This window comes from Aeromicrobium sp. Root472D3 (genome assembly GCF_001426485.1).
Taxonomy (GTDB): domain Bacteria; phylum Actinomycetota; class Actinomycetes; order Propionibacteriales; family Nocardioidaceae; genus Aeromicrobium.
The window spans coordinates 102,919-127,075 of record NZ_LMET01000001.1 but is presented as its reverse complement, the minus strand read 5'-3'; the positions used below and the strand labels follow the sequence as shown (position 1 = coordinate 127,075).

Below are 24,157 nucleotides of genomic sequence, written 5' to 3'. Positions count from 1 at the left end.
GTTCGTTCGGGGGTGCGGGCGCGTCCGGCCGATCGGGTCACAGCCGAAAGATTGGGCCGCCACGGTCGCCGCCCCTACACTGGTGCCGTGCCCCGCGGAGATGGACGCCTCACCCACGACCTCGATCCCCAGGACGCCGGACCCCAGGACGCCTGCGGTGTCTTCGGTGTCTGGGCCCCCGGTGAGGAGGTCGCCAAGCTGACCTACTTCGGTCTCTACGCGCTGCAGCACCGCGGCCAGGAGTCGGCCGGCATCGCGGTCAGCAACGGCCGCCAGATCCTCGTCTACAAGGACATGGGCCTGGTGTCGCAGGTGTTCGACGAGGCCACGCTCGAGTCGCTCAAGGGCGAGATCGCGATCGGCCACGCGCGCTACTCCACGACCGGGTCGAGCGTGTGGCACAACGCCCAGCCGACGTTCCGCCCCACGGCGGCCGGCTCGGTCGCCCTCGGGCACAACGGCAACCTCACCAACACCGCCGAGCTGACCGATCTGCTCGCGGCCCGCGAGGCCGAGGCGGGGCAGGGGTCCGGCCGGGGCGAGACCGCGACGTCCGACACCGCGGTCATGGCGTCGCTGCTCGCGTCGTACCCCGACCGCTCGGTCGAGGAGGCCGCGCTCGAGGTGCTGCCGCAGCTGCGCGGCGCGTTCTCGCTGGTCTTCATGGACGAGGGCACGCTCTACGCCGCCCGCGACCCGCAGGGCATCCGCCCCCTGGTGCTCGGACGTCTCGAGCGCGGGTGGGTCGTCGCGAGCGAGACCGCGGCGCTCGACATCGTCGGCGCCTCGTTCATCCGCGAGATCCAGCCCGGCGAGTTCATCGCGATCGACGAGGACGGCCTGCGCACCGAGCACTTCGCCAAGCCCGAGCCCAAGGGCTGCGTCTTCGAGTACGTCTACCTCGCCCGTCCCGACACGACGATCGCCGACCAGCGCGTCTTCTCGGTGCGCTCCGAGATCGGACGCCGCCTGGCCCGCGAGTTCCCCGTCGAGGCCGACCTCGTGATCCCCGTCCCCGAGTCGGGCACGCCGGCCGCGATCGGCTACGCCGAGGAGTCGGGCATCCCGTTCGGCCACGGCCTGGTCAAGAACTCGTACGTCGGACGCACGTTCATCCAGCCGTCGCAGACCCTGCGCCAGCTCGGCATCCGGCTCAAGCTCAACCCCCTGCGCGACGTCATCGCGGGCAAGCGTCTGGTGGTCGTCGACGACTCGATCGTGCGCGGCAACACGCAGCGCGCCCTCGTGCGGATGCTGCGCGAGTTCGGCGCGGCCGAGGTGCACGTGCGCATCTCGTCGCCGCCGGTCAAGTGGCCGTGCTTCTACGGCATCGACTTCGCCTCGCGGGCCGAGCTGATCGCCAACGGCATCTCGGTCGACGAGATCTGCCGCTCGATCGGCGCCGACTCGCTGGCGTACGTGACGCTCGACCAGCTCGTCGAGGCGACCAACATCCCCAAGGACAACCTGTGCCGGGCGTGCTTCGACGGCATCTACCCCGTGGCGCTCCCGGAGGACGACGTGATCGGCAAGCACCTCCTCGAGGTCCAGGACCAGCTCCCGCTCGAGGTCATCCAGTGAGCGGCACGTCCTACGCCTCCGCGGGCGTCTCGATCGAGGAGGGCGACCGCGCCGTCGAGCTCATGAAGGAGTGGGTCGACAAGGCCCGCCGCCCCGAGGTCGTCGGCGGCATCGGCGGCTTCGCGGGCCTGTTCGACGCCTCGGCGCTGAAGACGTACCGCAAGCCCTACCTGGCCACGTCGGCCGACGGCGTCGGCACCAAGGTGCAGATCGCGCAGCGCATGGACCGTCACGACACGATCGGGTTCGACCTCGTCGGCATGCTGGTCGACGATTTGGTCGTGTGCGGCGCCGAGCCGCTGTTCATGACCGACTACATCGCGTGCGGCAAGGTCGTGCCCGAGCGGATCGCCGACATCGTCAAGGGCATCGCCCAGGCGTGCGCCGAGTCGGGCACGGCGCTGCTGGGCGGCGAGACCGCCGAGCACCCCGGGCTGCTGGGCGTCGACGAGTACGACATCGCCGGCTCCACGACGGGCGTCGTCGAGGCCGACGAGCTGATCGGTGCCGAGCTGGTGCGGCCGGGCGACGTCGTGATCGCGATGCGCTCGAGCGGCCTGCACTCCAACGGCTTCTCGCTGGTGCGCCACGTCTTCTTCACCCAGGCGGGGTGGGAGCTCGACCGCGACGTGCCCGAGTTCGGCACGACGCTGGGCGAGCAGCTGCTCACGCCGACCCAGCTCTACACGCTCCCGTGCCTCGCCCTGGTCAAGCAGGTCGAGGTGCACGCGATGTCGCACATCACGGGTGGTGGGCTCGCCGCCAACCTCGAGCGCGTCGTGCCCCCGGACGTCTCGGTGCGGGTCGACCGGTCCACGTGGTCGCCCCAGCCGGTCTTCGGCCTGGTCGGCGAGCTCGGCTCGGTCGCGCAGGCCGACCTCGACCTCGCGCTCAACATGGGCGTCGGCATGGTCGCCCTCGTGGCCGCCGATGCCGCCGACGCGGCCCTGCGCCTCCTGGCCGAGCACGGCGTCGACGCGTGGATCGCGGGCGACGTGCAGGGCGCCGGCGTGCACGGCGACGGCGGCACCGTCACGCTGACGGGCGCCCACGCCTGACCGCTGCGCATCGCGCTGGTTTATTTCTCGTGTCGCGCGGGGGTCGGTGACACATCTGTTGCGTACTCCCGGTAGGCTGGCCAGCACGACAAACTGACTATTTCTCTGCGAGGGGGTCGAGCCTTATGGGCCGCGGCCGTGCGAAAGCCAAACAGACCAAAGTTGCGCGCGACTTGAAGTACCGGACTCCGGACACAGACTTCAACACCCTGCAGCGAGAGCTCCACGGCGAATCGGGCGAACCGATTCCGGAGCAGTACCGCGACCTCGCGCGAGAAGACCCAGCCGCGTCCTGAGGCTGGTCACGTCGCACGACTGGCGTGAGCCGGTCGACGCCGACCATCTCGCCCGGGTCCGGGCCGATGCCGCGGCACACGCCCGTGGCGGTCCCGTGCACCTGGTGCTCGAGGTGCTGGCCTATGCGCTCGACGAGGCCGTCGACGGGACGACGCGCACGATCGACGTCGTGCTGCACGCCGACCGGTCGGTGTCGGTCGTCGACGACGGACGGGGCACCGACACGCGTCAGGACGCCGACGGGACGTGGGTCGTCAAGCCCGTCATGGCGACGCGCGACCTGCGGTTCTTCGGCGTGCCCGAGGCGCCGCTCCTGCCCGACGGGCTCCCGCGGTGCGGCATGTCGGTCGTGGCGGCGCTGAGCGCGTGGCTCGAGCACACCAACGTCCGCTCCGACGGGTCGTGGTCGGCGCGCTACGTGCGGGGCCTGCCCGACGGGCGTCCCGAGGCCGCGGCGGCACGGGGACCCGGTGGCACGACGGTGCGCTTCCTGCCGGACCCGGACGTGTTCGGTGGCGACGCGGTCGACGTCGACCTGCTGCGGCGGCGGCTGCTGGCGACCGTCGACTCGCCGACGACGGTGACGCTGCGGGACGAGACGCGGTGACCGGGCTCGCCCGTCTCCTCGCGCGGGCGACCCCCGTGCCCCCCGGCCCGCCGGGGCGGTGTGCGGGCGACGTGTCCGGGGTGCTGACACGTCGCCGAGCCACCGCCCCGAGCGGGCCTGGTCGGGACGGCGGGGGCTACGGCAGGTAGACCGAGCGCAGACGTCCGACGTCGCGCATGCGCTGCTCGGCCATGCGGTCGGCGGCCAGCGACGGCGAGATGCCCTCGTCCCTCGCGTGCTCGAGCACGCCCAGCGTCGTGTCGTAGATCGAGGTGGCGCGCAGCTTGGCGCGGTCGAAGTCGAAGCCCTCGAGCTCGTCGGCGACCTGGATGACGCCACCGGCGTTGACGCAGTAGTCGGGCGCGTACGTGATGCCGCGCTCCTGCAGGCGCTTCTCGATGCCGGGGTGCGCCAGCTGGTTGTTCGCCGCACCGCACACGACCTGCGCCGTCAGCACCTCGATCGAGGCGTCGTCGAGGGCGCCGCCGAGCGCGCACGGGGCGTAGACGTCGAGGGGCTCGCGGATCAGGGTGTCGGTGTCGTCGACGCTGCGGACGCCCGGGTGCGTCTCGAGCAGGGCCGAGACGGCCGGGGCGTAGGGGTCGGTGACGACGACGTCGGCGCCCTCGGCGACGAGGTGCCCCACGAGGTGGCGGCCGACCTTGCCGACGCCGGCGACGCCGACCCGCTTGCCGGCCAGCGACGTGTCACCCCACAGGTGCTGTGCCGACGCGCGCATGCCCTGGTAGACGCCGAACGCCGTCAGCACGGACGAGTCGCCGGCTCCGCCGTGCTCGACCGTCCGACCCGTGACGAACCTGCTCTCGCGGGCGATCAGGTCCATGTCGGCCGAGAAGGTGCCGACGTCGCACGCCGTGAAGTAGCGACCGTTCAGCGTCTGGACGAAGCGTCCGTAGGCCCGCAGCAGGGCCTCGGTCTTCAGCGTGTGCGGGTCGCCGATGATGACGGCCTTGCCGCCGCCGAGGTCGAGACCGGCCAGCGCGTTCTTGTAGGCCATGCCCTGCGACAGGTTGAGCACGTCGGTCAGGGCGTCGGCCTCCGACGCGTACGGGTAGAAGCGCGTGCCGCCGAGCGCCGGGCCGAGCGCCGTGGAGTAGATGGCGATGATCGCCTTGAGGCCCGTGGCCTCGTCGTGGCAGAAGACGACCTGCTCGTGGTGGCTGCCGAACGCGGACGGCGCGGGAGTGCTGGGCGGGGTGCTGGGATCGGTCACGGTGGTGCTCTCTCTCGATGTGGCGGAGGGGCGGTGGTGGGCTCCTCCAACGGGTGGGCCGCGGGGTGTGGCGGCTCGCGGCCGACTCTACTCGCGAGAACGGTCGGGCAGGGGGTCCCGAACAAACATGAGGGAAGCCTCGTCTTTAAGATGGTGAGGTGAAACCTTCGACCGCGCCCAGCATCTCGTACTCCATCACGATCCGGCTCGAGGTGCCGTCCGGCGGCTCGGCCGTCAGCGACCTGACCACGACGGTCGAGAGGGCCGGCGGCATCGTCACGGCACTCGACGTCGCGGCGTCCGGCGCCGACCACCTGCGCATCGACCTCACGTGTGCGGCGTCCGACACCGACCACGCCGCGATCATCGTCGACGCGCTCAAGGCCGTCGGCGACGTCGACGTCCTCAAGGTCTCCGACCGCACCTTCCTGATGCACCTCGGCGGCGTCATCGAGACCGCCACGAAGCACCCCCTGCGCAACCGCGACGACCTCTCGATGATCTACACGCCCGGCGTCGCGCGCATCTGCCAGGCGATCGTGGCCGACAAGGAGGACGCGCGCCGTCTGACGGTCAAGCGCAACAGCGTCGCGGTCGTCAGCGACGGCTCCGCCGTGCTGGGCCTCGGCAACATCGGGCCGCACGCGGCGCTGCCGGTCATGGAGGGCAAGGCGGCCCTGTTCAAGAGCTTCGCCGACATCGACGCCTGGCCGATCGTGCTCGACACGCAGGACGTCGACCAGATCGTCGAGACCGTCGCGGCGATCTCGCCCGGCTTCGCGGGCATCAACCTCGAGGACATCTCGGCACCCCGCTGCTTCGAGGTCGAGGCCCGGCTGCGCGAGCGGCTCGACATCCCCGTGTTCCACGACGACCAGCACGGCACCGCTGTCGTCGTGCTCGCGGCACTGCGCAACGCGCTCAAGGTCGTCGGCAAGGACCTGCCGGCCGCGCGCATCGTGCTGGTCGGCGCGGGGGCCGCCGGCACCGCGGTGCTCAAGGTGCTGCTGCACGCGGGCGCCGTCGACGTCACGGTGTGCGACGTGCAGGGCGTGGTCCACTCCGGGCGCGAGGGCCTCGACCCGTCGCTGGTCTGGACGGCCGAGCACACCAATCCCGCCGGGCACACCGGCACGCTGCGCGACGCGCTGCCGGGCGCCGACGTGTTCATCGGCGTCAGCGCCCCCAACCTGATCACCGCCGAGGACGTCGAGAAGATGGCGCCGGGCTCGATCGTGTTCGCGCTGGCCAACCCCGACCCCGAGATCGAGCCGGCGATCGCCCGCCAGCACGCCGCGGTCGTCGCGACGGGCCGCTCGGACTACCCCAACCAGATCAACAACGTCCTGGCGTTCCCCGGCATCTTCCGCGGTCTGCTCGACGCGCAGAGCCACGGCATCGGCATGGAGGTGCTGCTGGCGGCCGCCGACGCCGTCGCGGGCTCGGTGTCGTCCGACGAGCTCAACGCGAACTACATCATCCCCAGCGTCTTCCACCACGACGTGCACCAGAAGGTGGCGAGCGCCGTGCGCGACGCCGCCGTGCTGGCCGACAAGGGGTCACAGCACCCAGACGAAGCCGATCACGGTCGGGACGACTGACAGGGCGATCCAGCCGGGCGCCCACAGCCGGGCGGCGAGGATCAGTCGCACGACGACGTAGGTGACGACGGCGAACACCGCCGACATGACGAGCAGCAGGACGGCGTCGGCGTCACGGCCCTCGCCCTTGACGACGTGCGCCACGACGATGAGTCCGAGCACGCCGTGGATCGCGACGGCGAAGAAGGCGATCGCGCCGACGCGGCGCTGGACGCGGCGCAGGGCCGCGAGCTCGGCGGAGTGGGCCGGCGCGTTCATGCGGTCACGCTCTCGTGGGCGGCGTCGATGATGCGGTGCAGGACGTCGTTCGTCGCGGCGAGGTCGTCCTCGGACATGCCGAGGCGGGCCAGCATCGTCGTCGGCACGGCGAGGGCGCGGCGGCGCAGGGCCCGCCCCTCGGGCGTCACCTCGACGACCAGGACGCGCTCGTCGCGGGGCGAGCGGCGACGCGACACGAGCCCGGCCGCCTCGAGCCGCTTGACCAGGGGGGACGACGTGCCCGGGTCGAGGTGCAGGAGGGCGCTGAGCTCGGACACCGAGAGGCCGGCCGACGCGGTCGCGTCGTGCTGCCAGAGCGCCAGCATCACGAGGTACTGCGGGTGCGTCAGCCCGAGCGGCTCGAGGACGGAGCGGTAGGACGCCACGACCTCGCGGGAGGCCACGGCGAGCGCGAAGCACACCTGCTCCTCGAGGGCGAGGGGATCACGGTCGGTCATGCATCGAGTGTACCAATCATTGGTGCACCAATCATCTCGCTCGGCGTGTGACGACGAACGCACGCAACGTCTCGACGACGAGCCGGTGGTCGTCCCGCTGTGGCAGCCCCGAGACCGCGACGGTGCCGACGCAGCCCGTGCCGCGCACGATGATCGGGAACGCCCCGCCGTGCGCCGCGAACCGTGACGTGTCGAGCCGGGAGTCCGCGTCGAAGCTCCGGCCGGCCACGCGGAACTGCTCGCCCACGCGCAGCGACGACCGTCCGTAGCGGTCGACGACGGCGCACTTGCGCTCGAGCCAGTCGTCGTTGTCGGCCGAGGCGCCCGGCAGGGCGGTGTGGAACAGCCGCTGGCCGTTGCGGCGCACCGAGATCGCGACCGGCAGCCCCTGGGCGACCGCGGCCTGGCGCAGCGCCGAGCCGAGCTCCCACGCGTCGGTCTCGTCGAACGAGTCGAGCACGAGGGTGCGCTCCTGCTCCTCCAGCTCGTCCAGCAGGGTCCGGTCGCTCATGGCGTNGGGGGGGGGGGGGGGTGGGCGGCGGCGGGTCGTGGCCGCTCGCCCTCATGCTGTCACCCCGGGGAGACCATCACGACCCGTCCGGTCGTGACGCCGTCGGCCAGGCGCTGGAGCCCGGCCGGCACGTCGGCGAGCCCGATGCGCTCGCTCACGATCGGCGAGACGGCGCCCGTGGCCGCGAGGGCCGTCAGCTCGTCGTGGCAGTGCCGCACGAGCGCGGGGTCGCGCTGGTTGTACAGGCCCCAGTGGAGCCCGACGACGGAGTAGTTCTTGATCAGGGCGTGGTTCAGCGGTGCCGACTGGATCTCGCCGCCCGCGAAGCCGATCACCAGGATGCGTCCCTCGAACGCGATGCACTTGGTCGAGCGCTGGTAGGTCTCGCCCCCGACCGGGTCGTAGACGATGTCGGCGCCGCGACCGTCCGTCACGTCCTTGACGACCTGGACGAAGTCCTGCTCGTGACGGTCGACGACGACGTCGGCCCCCAGGGCGCGGGCGACCTCGGCCTTCCCTGCGTTGCCGACGACCCCGATGACGGTCGCACCGGCGGCCTTGCCGAGCTGGACCGCCGAGCTGCCGACACCCCCTGCTGCGGCGTGGACGAGCAGGACGTCGCCGGCGGTGATCCGCGTGCGGCGGTGCAGGGCGAACCAGCTCGTCTGGTACCCCACGAACAGCGACGCCGCCTGCGCGTCGTCGAGCGACCCGGGCGCCGGGAAGGTCGTCGCGACGTCCATCAGCGCGATCTCGGCGAAGGCGCCGCCGGGGCCGGCCGGCGCGCCGAGCACGCGGTCACCGACGGCGACGCCCGTCACGTCGGGGCCGAGCTCGAGCACCTCGCCGCACAGCTCGACGCCGGGGGTGAAGGGCAGGTCTGGCCGGACCTGGTAGAGCCCGCGGCACATCAGCACGTCGGGGAAGTTGGCCGCGGCGGCGAGCACGCGGACGCTGACCTGGCCGGGCCCCGGCCGCGGGTCGGGCACCTCGGCGAGCGTCAGGACGTCGGCGGGCTCGCCGAGCCGCTCGACCTGCCAGGCCCTCATCGGGCGACCTCGAGCAGGCCGGCCGCTCCCATGCCGCCGCCGACGCACATCGACACGACGGCGAACTGGGCTCCGCGACGGCGTGCCTCGAGCAGGGCGTGGCCGACGGCCCGGGAGCCGGTCATGCCGTAGGGGTGGCCGATCGCGATGGCGCCGCCGTTGACGTTCATCCGCTCGGGATCGATGCCGAGGACGTCGCGGCAGTGGACGGCCTGGGCCGCGAAGGCCTCGTTGAGCTCCCACACCCCGATGTCGTCGACGGTCAGCCCGTGCAGGGCCAGGAGCCGCGGGATCGCCGCGACGGGCCCGATGCCCATCTCGTCGGGCTCGCAGCCCGTGACGGTCATGCCGACGTAGTACCCGAGCGGCTCGATGCCGAGCGAGGCGGCGTGGTCGGAGTCCATCAGGACGTTGGCGGACGCGCCGTCGCTGAGCTGCGAGGCGTTGCCGGCCGTCACGGTCGGGCGGTCGGTGACCTCGCCGGGCTGCAGGACGGTGCGCAGTGCCGCGAGTCCCTCGGCGGTCGTGCCGGCGCGGACGCCCTCGTCGGCCGAGACGGTCTGCTCGACCTCGGAGGTCTCGCCCGTCGCCTTGTCGTGCACCAGCGTCGTGACGGTGATCGGGACGATCTCGTCGTCGAAGATCCCCGCGGCCTGCGCGGCCGCGGCACGCTGCACCGACTGCAGGCCCATCTCGTCCTGGCGCTCGCGGCTGATGCCGTACCGCGCCGCGACGTTCTCGGCGGTGTGCAGCATCGGCGCGTAGAGGCCCGGGTGGTGCTGCTCGAGCCAGGGATCGGTGGCGCGGTGGGTGTTCATGTGCTCGTTCTGCACCAGCGAGATCGACTCGACGCCGCCCCCGATCGCGATCTTCATGCCGTCGTGGAGGATCTGCTTGGCCGCGATCGACACCGCCATGAGTCCCGACGAGCACTGCCGGTCGACCGTCTGGCCCGGGACGGTGACGGGGAGCCCGGCGCGCAGCGCGGCCTGGCGCGCGACGTTGAAGCCCGACGTCCCCTGCGGTGCGGCCGCGCCCAGCACGACGTCCTCGACGGAGGCACCGTCGAGGCCGACCTTGGCGAGCGCCGAGGCGATGGCGTGACCGGCCAGCTCGGGGCTCGTCGTGGCGTTGAAGGCGCCTCGGTACGCCTTGCCGATGGGGGTGCGGGCGGTGGCGACGATCGCTGCTCTGGGCACGGAGGGCTCCTCAGGAGTGGGGCTGGAAGATTTTCGGGAAACCTACTTGAACCTGAACCCGGATTCAACTACGGTCCTCAACGTGAGGCCGGTCACGTGAGACAGGTCACAGCATCCCGACGACGAGAGCGACTCCAGATGGTGAACGTGGCGGCGAACGTGTGGTCCAACGCGCAGGACGATCCGGAGAGGATCGCGCTGCGGTCACCGCGGGGCGACCTGACGTACGGGCAGCTCCGCGAGCTCAGCAGCCGCGTGGCCGGAGCCGTCCGGGCCGCCGGCGTGCGTCCGCTGGACCGGGTCGTCTTCATCGCGCCGAGCGTCGTCGAGTTCCCCGTCGTCTACCTGGGGCTGCACGCGGTGGGCGCCAGCGTCATCACGATGAACACCATGGCGACCTCCCCCGAGATCGGCTACGTGCTCGACGACTCCGAGGCGTCGCTGGTCGTCGTCTGGCACGAGTGCGCCGACGCCGCCCGCGCCGCGGCGGGGGAGCGCGGCCTGGACGTGTGGGTCGTCGACGACGGCGCCGCCTTCGACGCCGAGCCGGTCGACGAGGCCCACGAGCACGCACCCGACGACACCGCGATCATCCTGTACACGTCGGGCACGACGGGCCGGCCGAAGGGCGTCGAGCTGACCGCCGCCAACCTGCTCGACACGACGGCGTCGTTCCTGCCGGTGCTGGCGCTGACCCCCGACGACCGCTTCGGCACGGCGCTCCCGCTGTTCCACGTCTACGGTCAGGCCGTCGTCATGAACACGGTCCTCGTCACCGGCGCGTCGCTGTCGGTGCTGTCGCCGTTCGAGCCGACCGCGATGCTCGAGATGCTGCGCCGCGACCGCCTCACGGCGATGGCGGGCGTGCCGACGATGTGGAACGCGCTGCTCCACGCCGCGGCCGACTACGGTCCCAGCGACTTCGAGCACCTGCGGCTCGCCACGTCGGGTGGCGCCTCGCTGCCGGTCGAGGTCATGCGCGCCTTCAACGATCGGTTCGACTGCGCGATCCTCGAGGGCTACGGCCTGACCGAGTCGACCGGCGCGGCCACGTTCAACGACATCAACCGCGAGCAGAAGGCCGGCACGGTCGGTCCCGCCCTGCCCGGCAGCGTGATCGAGGTCCGCGACGTCACGGGTGCGCCCGTCGAGGCGGGCGTCGTCGGGGAGGTCTTCATCAAGGGCCCCACGATCATGAAGGGCTACCGCAACCGGCCCGACGTCACGGCGCAGGACCTGCAGGACGGCTGGCTCAAGACCGGCGACCTGGGTCTGCTCGACGAGGACGGCTACCTGAGCATCGTCGACCGGGCGAAGGACCTCATCATCCGCGGCGGCTACAACGTCTACCCGCGCGAGGTCGAGGAGGTGCTGTACGAGCACCCCGACATCGTCGAGGTCGCGGTCGTCGGCGTCCCCGACGAGCACTTCGGCGAGGAGGTCGCGGCGGTCGTCGCGCTGCGCGAGGGCTCGACGCTGACGGGAGCCGAGCTGCGGACGTGGGCCAAGGTGCAGCTCTCGGCGTACAAGGTGCCGAGGCTCTACCAGTTCGTCGAGGTGCTCCCGAAGGGCGCGACCGGCAAGATCCTGAAGCGTGAGATCGACCGTGACGCCATCCGCGCCGCGGCGGCGGGGGCGGGGGCCGGCGCATGATCATCGACGGAACCGTCGCCATCGTCACCGGCGCGTCGGGCGGGATCGGCTCGGCCCTCGCGCAGCGCCTCCTCGAGCACGGGGCCCGCGTCGTCGTGACCGACCTCGACGCCGACCGCGTGGCCCGCACGACCGCCGAGCTCGAGCTCGTGGGACGGGGGCGCGTCGTGGGCCTCGCGGCGGACTGCTCGGTCGAGCAGGACGTCAAGGGGCTCATCGACCTCGCCGAGGAGCGGTTCGGGCCCGTCGACCTCTACGCCGCCAACGCCGGCGTCGGGCTGGGACAGGGGCTCGAGTCGTCGGAAGGTGACTGGGAGACGTCGATCGACGTCAACGTCCTGGCGCACGTGCGGGCCGCCCGGCTGCTGACACCGGGCTGGCTCGAGCGCGGCCGCGGCTACTTCCTGAGCACGGCCTCCGCGGCCGGGCTGCTGACGCAGATCGGCTCGCCGACGTACTCCGTGACCAAGCACGCGGCGGTCGCGTTCGCCGAGTGGATGTCGGTCACCTACGGGTCGCGGGGCGTGGCCGTGAGCTGCCTGTGCCCCATGGGCGTCAACACGGCGATGCTCAACGGCGGCGCCGAGTCCGACGACGAGACCGCCCGCATGGGCGCCAGGGCCGTCACGGACGCGGGCGGGGTCATGGAGCCGCTCGAGGTGGCCGACGTCGTGATCGAGGCCATCGGCACCGAGCAGTTCCTGATCCTGCCGCACGCCGAGGTGCTCGAGTTCTACCGGCGCAAGGCGTCCGACTACGACCGCTGGCTCGCCGGCATGCGCCGCTACCAGGACTCGCTGTCATGACGCACCGGGCCGTGCTGTTCGACTTCGGCGGCGTCCTGACGTCCAGCGTGCTCGACGCCTTCGCCGGCTTCGGTGCCGCCGACTGCGGCGATGCGGGACTCCCGCTGCGTCTGCTGGGGTCGGACCCCGCGTCGAAGCGCCTGCTGACCGAGCACGAGGAGGGCCGGCTCGACGACGACGGGTTCGAGGCGGGGTTCGCGCAGCGGCTGCGCGCGCACGGCGCCGACGTGTCGGCCGACGGCCTGATCGCGCGGATGCAGTCGCGGCTCGTGCGCGACGACCGGACCGTCGCGCTCGTGGCGTCGCTGCGGGCGGACGGCGTCCCGGTCGGGCTCCTGTCGAACTCGCTGGGACGCGACTGCTACGCCGGCTTCGACCTGCCGGCCATGTTCGACGCCGTCACGATCTCCGGCCAGGAGGGTGTGCGCAAGCCGTCGCGCCGCCTCTACGAGATCGGGTGCGAGCGCCTCGGCGCCGCCCCCTCCGAGGTCGTCATGGTCGACGACCTCGCCCAGAACATCGTCGCTGCCGAACGTCTCGGGATGGGTGGCGTCGTGCACCGCAGGGCATCCGACACCGCGGAGGAGCTCGACCGGCTCCTCGGCCGGTCGTCGGTCCGGGATGCCGCGCTGCGGTGAGTGAGGCATCGGGGGAGATGAGCACCACCCACGGCAACGCCACCCGGCCGCGCCGCACCACCCGTCGCCCCATCGCGGGACGACGACAGTCTCAGGAGGACTCATGAATGTTCGACGAATCGGCGGCGTGCTCGCAGCTGCGCTGGCCCTGACGGTCACCGCCGCGTGCGGCAGCAGCGACTCGGCCGGATCCGGCGGCGGGGACGGTGGCGGCGACGGCAAGTACACGATCGGCATCGTCAAGTTCGCCTCGAGCGACCAGACGTCCGAGCAGGCGATCAAGGGCTTCCGCGACTACGCCGAGAAGCAGGGCTGGGAGACCAGCGCGGTCGACCCGCAGGGAGCCGTCGACAAGGCCAACGGCTCGATGCAGGACTACGTGCAGAAGGGCGTCGACCTCATCGTGACGGCGGTGTTCGACAGCACCACCCTGACGGCCGGCGCCCAGGCGGCCAAGGCCGCCGGGATCCCCGTCGTCTCGATCTCGGGCGGCACGACCGACGGCATCACCGCCAACCTGGACGCCGGTGTGTCCAACGGCGAGCCCGTCGCGAAGCAGCTCGTGGAGGACCTCGGCGGCAAGGGCGAGGTGCTCGTCCTGGGCTACAAGAGCGGTCTGCCGTGCATCGGTCGCGAGCAGGCGCTGGACGACGCGCTGAAGAGCACCGACATCACGACGACCCGCAACGAGGTCCCGATCCCCGGCCAGGTCGAGGCCAGCACGCAGTTCGCGCAGGCCTGGCTGGCCAAGCACCCCGCGGGCAGCGAGCCGCTCGCGGTCTGGGGCTGCTTCGACGATCCCGCGCTCGGTGCGATCGCCGCGCTCAAGTCGGCCGGTCGCGACGACGTCAAGGTCTACGGCATCAACGGCCAGCCCGGCGCGATCAGCGCGATCAAGGACGGCGACATGCGCGCCACGGTGTACCTGCTGGCGACCGAGGCGGGCGAGAACTTCGCCAAGCTCGTGCCCGAGTTCGTCGAGGGCGGCGTCGACGCGGAGCCCCAGGAGGTCGCCCTGACGAACGTGCTGGTCACGACCGACACGATCGACGACTTCCTCGCGAAGTACCCGAACTCGACGAAGTAGTCCCGTCCCGAGCACGTCCTCCGGGGCCGACCGGCCCCGGAGACCGAGGAGGAGTGTCATGACCGAAGCAACAGCCCTCGACGACCCGACGGTCGCCTCCGTGCCCGCGCCGACCTGCCTGGAGATGACCGGCGTCTCCAAGCAGTTCGGTGGGCACCAGGCCCTGGAGGACGTGTCCATCTCGCTCAGCCCAGGACGGGTGCTCGCCCTGTGCGGCGCCAACGGGGCCGGCAAGTCGACCCTGGTCCGCATCCTGGCCGGGGCCGAGTCGGCCGATGCCGGCACGATCCGGGTGCACGGGTCGGAGGTCTCGATCGGTGCACCGCAGGACGCCACGAGGCTCGGCCTGAGCTTCATCCACCAGGAGCTCAACCTGGTGCCCAAGTTCACGGCCCTGCAGAACATGGCGATGGGGGCCGACCGCACCCGCCGGTCGGGCGTGCTCGACCTGCGGGGCCTGCGGCGCAAGGCGCTGCAGGTGCAGGACCGCATCGGCTACCGCGTGCCGCTCGACGCCCGCGTCGAGGACCTCACGGTCTCCGACCGCTGGATGGTGTCGCTCGGGCGCTCGCTGATGCGCGACGCGACGATCGTCGCGATGGACGAGCCCACGGCGTCGTTCACCAAGGAGGAGGCCGAGCGTCTCTACGCGATCATCGACGAGCTGACGGCCGACGGCGTCGGCATCATCTACATCTCGCACCGTCTCGAGGAGGTGCTGCAGGTCGCCGACGACGTCACGGTGCTGCGCAACGGACGCCTGGTCGGCAGCTTCGCCGCCGCGGACCTCGACCTGGGGTCCCTGACCCGGCACATCGTGGGGCGCGACGTCGCCGGGGTCGCCCACCGCGCCACCGACGTCGACCCGACGACCGCGCCGGTGCTGCTCGAGGTCGCGGGCCTGACCCGCGAGCCGCGGGTGCGCGACGCGAACCTGACGCTGCACCGCGGCGAGATCCTCGGCATGGCCGGGCTGGTGGGCGCGGGACGCACCGAGCTGGCCCGCCTGCTGATCGGTGCCGACCCGGTCGGCTCGGGCACCATGACGCTCGACGGCGCGCCGTACCGTCCCCGGTCTCCGTTCGACGCGATCAGGGCCGGTGTCGCGCTCGTCCCCGAGGAGCGTCGCTCGCAGGGCCTGATCCTGCGCAACTCGGTCAGCTCGAACCTCGGGATGGCCTCGCTGAAGGACCCGTCGCGCCGGTCCCGCACCTACAGCCCGCGGCGGGCCGCCGCGATCGCCCGTGAGGCGGTCGCGCGGTTCGGCATCAAGGCCACCTCGGTGCACGAGACCGTCGGCGAGCTCAGCGGCGGCAACCAGCAGAAGATCGTCGTCGGCAAGTACGTGCTCGCCGGGCCGCAGCTGTTGATCCTCGACGAGCCGACCGTGGGCGTCGACGTCGGCGCGCGCAGCGAGATCTACGACATCATCCGCGACCTGGCGGCGCAGGGGACCTCGATCCTCATGATCTCCAGCGACTTCGAGGAGCTCGCGATCTGCGACCGCGTCGTCGTGATGCGCGAGGGGACCATCACCGCCTCCGTCCCGGCCGCCCGCGCCACCAAGGACCACCTCACGTCGCTGTGCTTCGGCACCGCCGACACCGCACCGTCCGACCCCTCAGCCCTCGACACCGCCACCCTCACCGCAGAACGGGACCCGTCATGACCACAGCCACCATCGATCCGACCGCCGTCGTGGCGGCCCGTCCTGCGAGCGCCCGGGTCTGGAGGTGGTTCGGACGGTACGGGGCCCTGCTGGTGCTGGCGATCCTCGTCGTGGGCACGAGCATCCTCGAGCCGACGACGTTCGCGACGTACGACAACTTCATCAACATCCTCAACCAGAGCGCGCTGTCGGCGATCATCGCGATGGGCCTGACGTTCGCGCTGGTGACGGGCGAGTTCGACCTCAGCATCGGCAACGTCGCGAGCCTCTCGGGGGTCGTGTGCCTGAGCGCGATGGTCGACCAGGACATCAGCATCGTGGCGGCGCTCGTGCTGGCCGTCGTGATCGGCGCGGTGGTGGGGCTGCTCAACGGCCTGGTCGTGACGCTCATGAACGTCAACGCCCTCGTCGCGACGCTCGGCATCGGCACCGTCGCGGTCGGCGTCAACTACGCCGTGGCAGGAGGCACGCCCGTGGGCCTGCCCGATCCCGGCAGCTTCATCCAGCTGACGCTCGGGCGCTTCCTCGGCATCCCGTACCCCGTCTACATGATGCTGGGCCTGGCCGCGGTCCTGTGGTTCGTGCTGAACCGCACGGTCCTCGGTCAGTCGATGCAGGCCGTCGGCGGCAACCCCGTCGCCGCGCAGCTGTCGGGCATCCGCGTCGAGCGGGTGCGGGTGTTCGCCTTCGTGATCTGCGGCGTGTGCGCGGGCATCACGGGCATCCTGCTCGCGTCGCGGACCGGCAGCGCCGCCGTGTCCGGCGGCGACTCGTACCTGCTCGCGGCCTTCGCGGCCGCCTTCTTCGGATCGGCCGTGCTGCGCGACGGCGAGTTCCACGTCATCGGCACCCTGGTCGGCGTCATCACGGTCTCGGTGGGGTTCAACGCGATCGCGCTGATCGGGCTCGAGACGTACTGGCAGTACCTGTTCCAGGGGCTCCTGCTGATCCTCGGCGTCGGTGTCGGCTCGCTGGCACGCCGCCGGGCAGCGGCTGCGTGATTGACATGAAACTGAACTCAGATTCATGTAGGGTCGAGACATCATGTCGAACCTGACCCAGCAGCTCGTGCGCACCGAGCGTCGCGGCGCCGTGCTGCTCGTGACGCTCTACCGCCCCGAGCGGCTCAACGCCTGGACCGACGCCCTGGAGGACCGGTACTTCGACGTGCTCGAGGATGCCGACGCCGACCCGGACGTGCGCGCGATCGTCGTGACCGGCGCCGGCCGCGGCTTCTGCGCCGGTGCCGACATGGACGACCTCGCCGGTGCGTCCAGCGCGTCGGACGCCGACATCGACCGTCCGCGTCCCCGGCACCTGCCGATGACGCTCCGCACCCCGCTCGTCGCGGCGGTCAACGGCGCCGCGGCCGGCCTCGGACTCGTCGAGGCGCTGTACTGCGACGTCCGGTTCGCCTCGCCCGACGCGGTGTTCCTGACGGCCTTCGTGCGTCGCGGGCTGGCCGCCGAGTACGGCGTCTCGTGGCTCCTGCCGCGGATCGTCGGACGGAGCCGCGCCCTCGACCTGCTGCTGTCGGGACGTCGGGTCGGCGGCGAGGAGGCGTACCGGATCGGTCTGGTCGACCACCTCGTCCCGGCCGACGAGCTCGTCGACGCCGCCGTGGCGTACGCCGCCGACCTCGCCACGGCCTGCTCGCCGTGGTCGATCGCCACGATCAAGCGCCAGGTCGACCTCGACGGCGACCGCGGCTTCGAGGCGTCCGTCGAGGACGCCGACACCCTCATGCGCGCCTCGTTCCGCGGGGCCGACATCGCGGAGGGCGTCGCGAGCTTCACCGAGCGACGCCCTCCCGTTTTTGCCCCTCTGACCACGTCAAGCACGTCCCACAAGGAGATCTGATGGAGTTCGCACCCAGCCCCCGCGCCCTCGAGTACCAGGAGAAGCTCCTGGACTTCATGGACAGCTACATCTACCCCGCCGAGCCGATCTACGCCGCCCAGATGGCCGAGTCCGGCGACGCGAACTTCCACCCGCCGATCCTCGAGGAGCTCAAGACCGAGGCCAGGAAGCGCGGCCTCTGGAACCTCTTCCACCCGCACGAGGACGAGGCCTGGGGGTCGCCGGGCCTGAGCAACCTCGACTACGCCCCGCTCGCCGAGATCATGGGCCGCAGCCCCTACATCGCCCCCGAGGCCATGAACTGCAACGCCCCCGACACCGGCAACATGGAGGTGCTGCAGCTGTTCGGCACCGACGAGCACAAGGAGAAGTGGCTCAAGCCGCTGCTCGCCGGCGAGATCAACTCGGCGTTCTGCATGACCGAGCCCGAGGTCGCCAGCTCCGACGCGACCAACGTCCAGCTCCGCATGGACGCCGACGGCGACGAGTACGTGCTGAACGGCCGCAAGTGGTTCGCCTCGAACGCGCTGCACGCCAACTGCAAGGTGCTCATCGTGATGGGCAAGACCAACGTCGACGCCGCGAAGCACCGCCAGCAGTCGATGATGGTCGTGCCGATCGACACCCCGGGCGTCACGATCGTCCGCGGCCTGCCGGTCTTCGGCTACATGGACCGCGAGGGTCACGCCGAGATCCTGTTCGAGGACGTCCGCGTGCCCAAGACGGCGCTGCTCGCCGAGGAGGGCGACGGCTTCATGATCAGCCAGGCCCGTCTGGGCCCCGGTCGCATCCACCACTGCATGCGCTCGATCGGCATGGCCGAGCGCGCGCTCGACCTCATGATCGGCCGCGCGCAGAACCGCGTGACGTTCGGCGAGCCCGTCGCCAACCGCTCGAACATCCAGGACTGGATCGCCGAGGCGCGCATCGAGATCGAGATGATCCGTCTGCTGACGTTCAAGACCGCCTGGCTGATGGACACCGTCGGCAACCAGAAGGCCCGCATCGAGATCGCCGCGATCAAGGTCGCGGCCCCCGCCGTCGCCCTGAAGATCATCGACCGGGCGATCCAGGTGCACGGCGGCGGTGGCATCACGGACGACTTCCCGCTCGCGAGCTTCTACGCCCACCAGCGCACCCTGCGGCTGGCCGACGGCCCCGACGAGGTGCACAAGCGCACGATCGCCCAGGTCGAGCTGCGGCGCATCTCGCCCGAGTGGAACAAGAAGAAGTGAGCCGCGAGGGACGGCTCGCGGGCCGCACCGCGATCGTCACGGGCGCGTCCCGCGGCATCGGGCTCGCGGCCGCGGTGGCGCTGCACGAGGCCGGCGCCAACGTCGTGCTGACGTCCCGCACCGAGGAGGCGGCGGTGGAGGCCGCCGCCTCGGTGGGCGACCGCGCCCTCGGGGTGCAGGCGCACGCGACCGACGAGGTCGCGGCCCGTGCCTGCGTCGAGCGCACGATGGAGGTCTTCGGCAGCATCGACGTCCTGGTCAACAACGCCGGCACCAACCCGGCGTACGGGCCGCTGCTGTCGCAGGACCACGGGCGGTTCGCCAAGACGATGGACGTCAACCTGTGGGCGCCGATCCTGTGGTCGCAGCTCGTGCACGACGCGTGGATGGGCGAGCACGGGGGCTCGATCGTCAACACGGCGTCGCTGGGCGGCATCGTCGTGGCGCCCGACCTCGGGATCTACCACGTCTCGAAGGCGGCGCTGATCCACCTGACCAAGCAGCTCGCGGTCGAGGTGGGGCCGGGCATCCGCGTCAACGCCGTCGCCCCGGGCGTCGTCCGCACCCGGTTGGCCGAGGCGCTGTGGAAGGAGCACGAGGACGCCGTCGCGCGGCGGACGCCGCTCGGACGCATCGGCGAGCCGGCCGACGTCGGCTCGGCGATCGCCTTCCTGGCCTCGGACGACTCGTCGTGGATCACGGGGGAGACCATCGTGATCGACGGTGGGCAGATGATCGGCGCGACCGCCGCGGCCGATGCCGCGACGATCGCCGTCGGGGTCGGCTGACCCGTGGCCGTCGCCGGAACCGCTGCCGACGTGGCGGTCGACCTCGACGTCCTCGGTGCGCTGCTGCGCGCCGACGGCGTCGGGGCGGTCGCGCCGTTCTCCGCCGTCCGCGTCGGACGGGGGCAGTCGAACCTGACGTACCTCGTCGAGGACGCCGCGGGGTCGCGCTGGATCGTCCGTCGTCCGCCGCGCGGGCACCTGCTCGACTCGGCGCACGACGTGCTGCGCGAGCACCGCATCCTCTCGGCGCTCCAGGGCACCGGGGTGCCGGTGCCGGCCGTCGTCGGACGGTACGTCGACGACGACCTCGCCGAGACGCCCGTCGTCGTGATGGAGCACGTCGACGGCCTGGTCGTCGACCGGCCCGAGGTGGCGGCGGCCACCGACACGGCCCTGCGCGCGGCCCTGGGCCCGTCGCTGGCCCGCACGCTGGCGGCGGTGCACGAGGTCGACGTCGAGGCCGTCGGCCTGGCCGACCTCGCCAGCCATGCGCCGTACGCCGCCCGCCAGCTGAAGCGCTGGTCGCGGCAGTGGGACGCGAGCCGCACGCGCGAGCTGCCGGCGCTGGAACGGCTGACCGACCTGCTGCGCCGCACCATGCCCGAGCAGCACGAGCTGACCCTCGTGCACGGCGACTTCCACATCCGCAACGTGATCGCCGACCCCGGGACGGGCGACCTGCGGGCCGTCCTCGACTGGGAGCTCAGCACCCTGGGCGACCCGCTCGCCGACATCGGCAGCCTGCTGGCGTACTGGCCGGAGGCCGGCGACCCGCCCACGGGCCTGTTCGCCGCGTCGACCCTGCCGGGGTTCGCGGACCGCCGCACGATGGCCGACACGTACCTCGCGGCGTCCGGGCGCGACGCCGCGGACCTCGACTACTGGCACGTGCTGGGCCTGTGGAAGATCGCCGTGATCTCCGAGGGCGTCCTGCGCCGCGCCCTCGACGACCCGCGCAACGCGGCCGACGGCGGCCCGCCCGAGCCGGGCTTCGTCGACAGCCTCGTCGACCGCGCCTGGGCCACGGCGCGCGCCGCCGGCCTCGACACCTGACCCGCCCCACCGACCCGTCCGACCGATCCCGACCGAGGAGAACACCATGACCGACACCCCCTACGTGGGCGACTTCCTGAAGGACTCGCCGAAGAACTGGGGCAAGTGGGGCCCGGACGACGAGGTCGGCTCGCTCAACTACCTGACGTCCGCCGAGGTGCTGCGCGGCGTCGCGAGCGTCAGGTCGGGAGAGGTCTTCACGCTGCAGGTGCCGATGGGCAACCCGGGCGGCGACCCGGTCTGGCCGGGCCGGGAGAGCATCCAGCGCCGCAACGTCATGGACGAGTCGTTCTTCGAGCGGGGCGAGGGGGACGAGACGCCGGGCGGCGCGCACTACTCCGACGACGTCGCGACCCTGTTCCTCCAGGCCTCGACGCAGTACGACTCGCTGGGCCACGTCTGGTTCGACGGGCAGATCTGGAACGGCTACGACGCGTCGACGACCGCCGGTGGCATGGCGAGGGCGTCGGTGCTGCCGATCGCCGAGCGCGGCGTCGTGGGCCGGGGCGTCCTGCTCGACGTCGCCCGGCACCGCGGCAAGAAGGTGCTCGACAAGGGCGAGACGTTCACCCACGAGGACCTGCTCGAGGTCGCCGAGGCGCAGGGCGTGACGATCGAGAAGCACGACGTGCTGGTCGTCCGCACGGGCTTCATCGGCTCGTACTACGACACCACCCCGGAGGAGTTCTACGACGGCTTCCTCGAGCCCGGCCTGACGTACAGCCCCGAGCTCGTGCGCTGGTTCCAGGACATGGAGATCCCGAACCTCGTGACCGACACGATCGCCAACGAGGTGACGTTCGAGCCCGGCACCGGCGTGACGCTCCCGCTGCACAGCGCCCTGATGCGCAACCTGGGGGTGACGTTCACCGAGATCGCCTGGCTCGAGGAGCTCGCGGAGGCCTGCGCCGCCGACCGGCGGTGGACGTTCCTCTACACCGCCGCGCCGCTCAAGGTCGTCGGCGGGACGGGTGCGCCCGTCAACCCGGTGGTCGTGCGATGAGCGCGCCGCTGGACGTCGTCGCGACGATCGCGGTGCGACCCGGGCGGGCCGATGCCGTCGTCGAGATCGTGACCGCGCACCTCGACACGATCCGGGCCGAGGACGGGTGCCTGCGCTACGACCTGTACCGCGTCCGGCGCGACGACGACACCCTGGTGATGGTCGAGCAGTGGGCGTCGAAGGACGCGCTGAGGGCCCACGGCGAGGCACCGCACTTCCGGGAGATGTCGGCCGAGCTCGCCCACGAGCTGGCCGCCGCGCCGGTGGTGCGGGTGCTCGAGCCGGCCTCTCGGTTTGCAACCTGAAACCGAGTTCAGTAGAAAGAACGGATGACCGGTGGGCGCGAGGAGGCCGATGTGGCACTGAGCGACGTCCCCCTGCCCAAGGGCCCGCCGACGACCGCGCGCGGTGTGCGCACCCGTGCGGCGCTGGTCTCGGCCGCCCGCACGGTCTTCGAGCGTGACGGGTTCCTCGCCTCGCGGCTGACCGACATCACGGCCGAGGCGCAGTGCTCGACCGGCACGTTCTACACGTACTTCGTGAGCAAGGAAGAGATCTTCATGGCGGTCATGGAGGCCGCCAAGGACGAGATGATGCACCCCGGCATGCCGCACGTCGCCGAGGCCGAGGACCCCATGGCCGTCATCGAGGCCAGCAACCGCGCCTACTTCGAGACCTACAAGCGCAACGGTCGCCTCATGATGCTGCAGGAGCAGGTCGCCACGATCGACGCCGACTTCCGCGCCCAGCGGCTGCAGCGCGGCGAGGCGTTCGCCCACCGCAACGCCAAGAGCATCCAGAAGATGCAGGACGCCGGCCTGGTCGACGCCGACCTCGACCCGATCATGACGTCGCGCGCCCTCTCGGGCATGGTCTCGCGACTGGCGTACTCGAGCTTCGCGCTGGGCGAGAACTGGCCCGTCGACGACCTCGTCGAGACGACGACCCTGCTGTGGGCCAACGCCCTCGGGCTCGGCAACCGCGTCGCCTGACACGCCGTCGGCGCTAGAGGGTCAGCACGAGCTTGCCGGTGTTGGCACCGGAGAACAGCATCAGCAGCGCGTCGGGGAAGGCGTCGATGCCACCGGCGACCTCGTGCTCCCGCGCGATCAACGACCCGTCCGCGATGCGTGCCGAGATGTCGGCGACGGCCTCGGGGTAGCGGTCCTCGTAGTCGAACACCAGGAAGCCGGCCATCGACGCCCGGTTGACCAGCAGCGACATGTAGTGCGCCGGGCCGGGGGGCGGCTCGGTCGCGTTGTACGTCGAGATCGCGCCGCAGATCGCGACGCGGGCGCCGAGGCGCAGCGTCCGCAGCACGGAGTCGAGCACCTCGCCGCCGACGTTGTCGAAGTAGACGTCGACGCCGTCGGGGGCCACGCCGCGCAGGGCGCGGTGGACGGGCCCCTCGCGGTGGTCGATCGCGGCGTCGAACCCGAGCTCGTCGGTCAGCCAGGCGCACTTCTCGGCGCCGCCGGCGATGCCGACGACCCGGCACCCGTGGGCCTTGGCGAGCTGGCCGACGACGCTGCCGACCGCGCCGGCGGCACCGGAGACCACGACGGTGTCGCCGGGACGCGCGCGGGCCACGTCGAACAGGCCGAACCAGGCCGTCATGCCCGGCATGCCGAGTGCGCCGAGCCACGTCGTGGCCGGGGCGACCGACAGGTCGACGCGGGTCAGCCCCGAGCCGTCGACGACGGCGTGCGTCGCCGCGCCGATCGTGCCGGTGACGGTGTCGCCCTCGGCGAGGTCGGGGTGGCGCGACGAGAGCACCGTGGCGACGCCGAACGCCCGCATCACCTCGCCGATCTGCACGGGCGGCACGTACGAGCGGACGTCGTTCAGCCAGCCCCGCATGGCCGGGTCGAGCGACAGGTGCGTCGTGCGGACGAGCACCTCGCCCTCGGCGGGCTCCGGCAGCTCGGTCTCGCGGACGTCCCACGTCGAGGCGTCCGGCAGGCCGACGGGGCGTGCGGCCAGGTGCACGCGGCGGGCGGTCGTCACCACCGTCAGGCCTGCGCGGGGTACTCGGTGAACTGGCCGACCGACTGCGCGACGCAGATGGGCTTGTCCGCGCCCTCGCGCTCGAAGACCTGCTTCGTGACGATGCGGGCCGCGCCGCCCCCGACGTCGTCGACCGAGACGATCTCGGCGTGCATGCGGATGCGCGAGCCGACGGGGTTGGGCGACGGGAACCGCACCTTCTCGTAGCCGTAGTTGAGGCTGTGGGCGAAGCCGTCGAAGGCCATGAGGTCCTCCATGAAGCGCGGCCCGATCGAGAGGCTGTAGAGGCCGTGGGCGATCGTCGAGCCGAAGTCGCTGGCGGCGGCGCGCTCGGGGTCGACGTGGATCCACTGGTGGTCGCCCGTCAGGTCGGCGAAGGCGTCGATGCGCTCCTGCGTGATGTCGTGCCACTCGGTCGGTCCCAGCGTCGTCCCGACGAGGTCCTTGAGGTCCTGGATCGAGGTCGGGCGGATCGGGGCGTGGGTGTCGGGCATGGTTCCTCCGG

Annotated in this window: 26 protein-coding genes; 18 read left to right on the top strand and 8 right to left on the bottom strand. The window is 71.7% G+C overall.

What is annotated here, in order from left to right; translation table 11 throughout:
• The first annotated feature begins 87 nt into the window (after positions 1 to 87).
• The 4 genes from purF to ASD10_RS00655 all read left to right on the top strand — a co-directional run bounded on the left by purF (position 88) and on the right by ASD10_RS00655 (position 3,543).
• On the top strand, positions 88 to 1,581 hold the full coding sequence (gene purF / locus ASD10_RS00665) for an amidophosphoribosyltransferase (protein ID WP_056603176.1): 1,494 nt from the start codon (positions 88 to 90) through the stop codon (positions 1,579 to 1,581).
• Positions 1,578 to 2,639: a phosphoribosylformylglycinamidine cyclo-ligase gene (gene purM / locus ASD10_RS00660; RefSeq protein WP_056603173.1), complete on the top strand. Its 1,062-nt coding sequence runs from the start codon at positions 1,578 to 1,580 to the stop codon at positions 2,637 to 2,639. The genes purF and purM overlap by 4 nt, the downstream gene beginning before the upstream one ends.
• 125 nt (positions 2,640 to 2,764) lie before the next feature.
• Positions 2,765 to 2,935: a DUF3073 domain-containing protein gene (locus ASD10_RS18175; RefSeq protein WP_082555933.1), complete on the top strand. Its 171-nt coding sequence runs from the start codon at positions 2,765 to 2,767 to the stop codon at positions 2,933 to 2,935.
• Positions 2,936 to 3,030: 95 nt separating this feature from the next.
• Positions 3,031 to 3,543, top strand: a complete 513-nt coding sequence (locus tag ASD10_RS00655) for a hypothetical protein (RefSeq protein ID WP_200938108.1) — start codon at positions 3,031 to 3,033, stop codon at positions 3,541 to 3,543.
• Positions 3,544 to 3,679: 136 nt separating this feature from the next.
• Here ASD10_RS00655 and ASD10_RS00650 read toward each other — a convergent pair whose 3' ends face one another.
• A complete protein-coding gene (locus tag ASD10_RS00650; protein WP_056603167.1) occupies positions 3,680 to 4,777 on the bottom strand; it encodes a Glu/Leu/Phe/Val dehydrogenase dimerization domain-containing protein in 1,098 nt (365 codons plus the stop codon).
• 158 nt (positions 4,778 to 4,935) lie between these two features.
• Between ASD10_RS00650 and ASD10_RS00645 the strand changes: the two genes are divergently transcribed.
• Complete coding sequence (locus ASD10_RS00645; RefSeq protein ID WP_056603163.1) at positions 4,936 to 6,378, top strand: NAD-dependent malic enzyme; 1,443 nt, start codon at positions 4,936 to 4,938, stop codon at positions 6,376 to 6,378.
• On the opposite strand, the gene ASD10_RS00640 is transcribed toward ASD10_RS00645, so the two are convergent.
• The 5 genes from ASD10_RS00640 to ASD10_RS00620 all read right to left on the bottom strand — a co-directional run bounded on the left by ASD10_RS00640 (position 6,337) and on the right by ASD10_RS00620 (position 9,853).
• Complete coding sequence (locus ASD10_RS00640; RefSeq protein ID WP_056603161.1) at positions 6,337 to 6,636, bottom strand: hypothetical protein; 300 nt, start codon at positions 6,634 to 6,636, stop codon at positions 6,337 to 6,339. The two genes, ASD10_RS00645 and ASD10_RS00640, sit on opposite strands and share 42 nt — an antisense overlap.
• Positions 6,633 to 7,094: a MarR family winged helix-turn-helix transcriptional regulator gene (locus ASD10_RS00635; protein ID WP_056603158.1), complete on the bottom strand. Its 462-nt coding sequence runs from the start codon at positions 7,092 to 7,094 to the stop codon at positions 6,633 to 6,635. The genes ASD10_RS00640 and ASD10_RS00635 overlap by 4 nt, the downstream gene beginning before the upstream one ends.
• 31 nt (positions 7,095 to 7,125) lie before the next feature.
• Positions 7,126 to 7,605, bottom strand: coding sequence for a heme-degrading domain-containing protein (locus tag ASD10_RS19575; protein WP_056603154.1), 480 nt, complete (start codon positions 7,603 to 7,605; stop codon positions 7,126 to 7,128).
• Positions 7,606 to 7,664: 59 nt separating this feature from the next.
• Positions 7,665 to 8,654 (bottom strand): NADPH:quinone oxidoreductase family protein, encoded by a 990-nt coding sequence (locus ASD10_RS00625; protein ID WP_056603151.1) that lies wholly within the window; start codon positions 8,652 to 8,654, stop codon positions 7,665 to 7,667.
• The gene (locus tag ASD10_RS00620) at positions 8,651 to 9,853 is read right to left on the bottom strand and encodes an acetyl-CoA C-acyltransferase (RefSeq protein ID WP_056603148.1); all 1,203 of its coding nucleotides are present in this window, start codon (positions 9,851 to 9,853) and stop codon (positions 8,651 to 8,653) included. Before ASD10_RS00620 ends, ASD10_RS00625 begins: the two co-directional genes overlap by 4 nt.
• A gap of 147 nt (positions 9,854 to 10,000) precedes the next feature.
• Between ASD10_RS00620 and ASD10_RS00615 the strand changes: the two genes are divergently transcribed.
• The 13 genes from ASD10_RS00615 to ASD10_RS00555 all read left to right on the top strand — a co-directional run bounded on the left by ASD10_RS00615 (position 10,001) and on the right by ASD10_RS00555 (position 22,637).
• On the top strand, positions 10,001 to 11,506 hold the full coding sequence (locus ASD10_RS00615; RefSeq protein ID WP_200938107.1) for an AMP-binding protein: 1,506 nt from the start codon (positions 10,001 to 10,003) through the stop codon (positions 11,504 to 11,506).
• Complete coding sequence (locus ASD10_RS00610) at positions 11,503 to 12,312, top strand: SDR family oxidoreductase (protein ID WP_056603141.1); 810 nt, start codon at positions 11,503 to 11,505, stop codon at positions 12,310 to 12,312. The genes ASD10_RS00615 and ASD10_RS00610 overlap by 4 nt, the downstream gene beginning before the upstream one ends.
• Entirely contained in the window at positions 12,309 to 12,950 is a 642-nt protein-coding gene (locus ASD10_RS00605) for an HAD family phosphatase (protein ID WP_056603138.1), read from the top strand. Before ASD10_RS00610 ends, ASD10_RS00605 begins: the two co-directional genes overlap by 4 nt.
• Before the next feature lie 103 nt (positions 12,951 to 13,053).
• Positions 13,054 to 14,037: a sugar ABC transporter substrate-binding protein gene (locus ASD10_RS00600; protein WP_082555932.1), complete on the top strand. Its 984-nt coding sequence runs from the start codon at positions 13,054 to 13,056 to the stop codon at positions 14,035 to 14,037.
• A 58-nt stretch (positions 14,038 to 14,095) separates the two neighbouring features.
• Complete coding sequence (locus ASD10_RS00595) at positions 14,096 to 15,706, top strand: sugar ABC transporter ATP-binding protein (RefSeq protein WP_056603132.1); 1,611 nt, start codon at positions 14,096 to 14,098, stop codon at positions 15,704 to 15,706.
• Positions 15,703 to 16,707 (top strand): ABC transporter permease, encoded by a 1,005-nt coding sequence (locus tag ASD10_RS00590; protein WP_056603128.1) that lies wholly within the window; start codon positions 15,703 to 15,705, stop codon positions 16,705 to 16,707. The genes ASD10_RS00595 and ASD10_RS00590 overlap by 4 nt, the downstream gene beginning before the upstream one ends.
• Before the next feature lie 43 nt (positions 16,708 to 16,750).
• Positions 16,751 to 17,566 (top strand): enoyl-CoA hydratase-related protein, encoded by an 816-nt coding sequence (locus ASD10_RS00585; protein WP_056603125.1) that lies wholly within the window; start codon positions 16,751 to 16,753, stop codon positions 17,564 to 17,566.
• Positions 17,566 to 18,801: an acyl-CoA dehydrogenase family protein gene (locus tag ASD10_RS00580; protein WP_056603122.1), complete on the top strand. Its 1,236-nt coding sequence runs from the start codon at positions 17,566 to 17,568 to the stop codon at positions 18,799 to 18,801. The genes ASD10_RS00585 and ASD10_RS00580 overlap by 1 nt, the downstream gene beginning before the upstream one ends.
• Entirely contained in the window at positions 18,798 to 19,589 is a 792-nt protein-coding gene (locus ASD10_RS00575; protein ID WP_056603119.1) for an SDR family oxidoreductase, read from the top strand. Before ASD10_RS00580 ends, ASD10_RS00575 begins: the two co-directional genes overlap by 4 nt.
• A 3-nt stretch (positions 19,590 to 19,592) precedes the next feature.
• The gene (locus tag ASD10_RS00570) at positions 19,593 to 20,642 is read left to right on the top strand and encodes a phosphotransferase family protein (RefSeq protein WP_200938106.1); all 1,050 of its coding nucleotides are present in this window, start codon (positions 19,593 to 19,595) and stop codon (positions 20,640 to 20,642) included.
• Positions 20,643 to 20,688: 46 nt separating this feature from the next.
• Positions 20,689 to 21,645: a cyclase family protein gene (locus tag ASD10_RS00565; RefSeq protein WP_056603117.1), complete on the top strand. Its 957-nt coding sequence runs from the start codon at positions 20,689 to 20,691 to the stop codon at positions 21,643 to 21,645.
• Positions 21,642 to 21,950 (top strand): putative quinol monooxygenase, encoded by a 309-nt coding sequence (locus tag ASD10_RS00560; protein WP_056603114.1) that lies wholly within the window; start codon positions 21,642 to 21,644, stop codon positions 21,948 to 21,950. Before ASD10_RS00565 ends, ASD10_RS00560 begins: the two co-directional genes overlap by 4 nt.
• Positions 21,951 to 21,974: 24 nt before the next feature.
• On the top strand, positions 21,975 to 22,637 hold the full coding sequence (locus ASD10_RS00555) for a TetR/AcrR family transcriptional regulator (protein WP_056603112.1): 663 nt from the start codon (positions 21,975 to 21,977) through the stop codon (positions 22,635 to 22,637).
• Between the two features lie 13 nt (positions 22,638 to 22,650).
• On the opposite strand, the gene ASD10_RS00550 is transcribed toward ASD10_RS00555, so the two are convergent.
• Positions 22,651 to 23,652, bottom strand: coding sequence for an NADP-dependent oxidoreductase (locus ASD10_RS00550; RefSeq protein WP_235501724.1), 1,002 nt, complete (start codon positions 23,650 to 23,652; stop codon positions 22,651 to 22,653).
• Positions 23,653 to 23,657: 5 nt separating this feature from the next.
• On the bottom strand, positions 23,658 to 24,146 hold the full coding sequence (locus tag ASD10_RS00545; RefSeq protein WP_056603106.1) for a MaoC family dehydratase: 489 nt from the start codon (positions 24,144 to 24,146) through the stop codon (positions 23,658 to 23,660).
• Between the last annotated feature and the right edge of the window lie 11 nt (positions 24,147 to 24,157).

Excerpts from the sequence above, each read along its gene's own strand:
- ASD10_RS18175 (WP_082555933.1), top strand. The coding sequence starts at position 2,765 with ATGGGCCGCGGCCGTGCGAAAGCCAAACAGACCAAAGTTGCGCGCGAC.
- ASD10_RS00640 (WP_056603161.1), bottom strand. The coding sequence starts at position 6,636 with ATGAACGCGCCGGCCCACTCCGCCGAGCTCGCGGCCCTGCGCCGCGTC.
- ASD10_RS00635 (WP_056603158.1), bottom strand. The coding sequence starts at position 7,094 with ATGACCGACCGTGATCCCCTCGCCCTCGAGGAGCAGGTGTGCTTCGCG.
- ASD10_RS19575 (WP_056603154.1), bottom strand. The coding sequence starts at position 7,605 with ATGAGCGACCGGACCCTGCTGGACGAGCTGGAGGAGCAGGAGCGCACC.
- ASD10_RS00625 (WP_056603151.1), bottom strand. The coding sequence starts at position 8,654 with ATGAGGGCCTGGCAGGTCGAGCGGCTCGGCGAGCCCGCCGACGTCCTG.
- ASD10_RS00610 (WP_056603141.1), top strand. The coding sequence starts at position 11,503 with ATGATCATCGACGGAACCGTCGCCATCGTCACCGGCGCGTCGGGCGGG.
- ASD10_RS00605 (WP_056603138.1), top strand. The coding sequence starts at position 12,309 with ATGACGCACCGGGCCGTGCTGTTCGACTTCGGCGGCGTCCTGACGTCC.
- ASD10_RS00600 (WP_082555932.1), top strand. The coding sequence starts at position 13,054 with ATGAATGTTCGACGAATCGGCGGCGTGCTCGCAGCTGCGCTGGCCCTG.
- ASD10_RS00595 (WP_056603132.1), top strand. The coding sequence starts at position 14,096 with ATGACCGAAGCAACAGCCCTCGACGACCCGACGGTCGCCTCCGTGCCC.
- ASD10_RS00590 (WP_056603128.1), top strand. The coding sequence starts at position 15,703 with ATGACCACAGCCACCATCGATCCGACCGCCGTCGTGGCGGCCCGTCCT.
- ASD10_RS00585 (WP_056603125.1), top strand. The coding sequence starts at position 16,751 with ATGTCGAACCTGACCCAGCAGCTCGTGCGCACCGAGCGTCGCGGCGCC.
- ASD10_RS00580 (WP_056603122.1), top strand. The coding sequence starts at position 17,566 with ATGGAGTTCGCACCCAGCCCCCGCGCCCTCGAGTACCAGGAGAAGCTC.
- ASD10_RS00565 (WP_056603117.1), top strand. The coding sequence starts at position 20,689 with ATGACCGACACCCCCTACGTGGGCGACTTCCTGAAGGACTCGCCGAAG.
- ASD10_RS00560 (WP_056603114.1), top strand. The coding sequence starts at position 21,642 with ATGAGCGCGCCGCTGGACGTCGTCGCGACGATCGCGGTGCGACCCGGG.
- ASD10_RS00555 (WP_056603112.1), top strand. The coding sequence starts at position 21,975 with ATGACCGGTGGGCGCGAGGAGGCCGATGTGGCACTGAGCGACGTCCCC.
- ASD10_RS00545 (WP_056603106.1), bottom strand. The coding sequence starts at position 24,146 with ATGCCCGACACCCACGCCCCGATCCGCCCGACCTCGATCCAGGACCTC.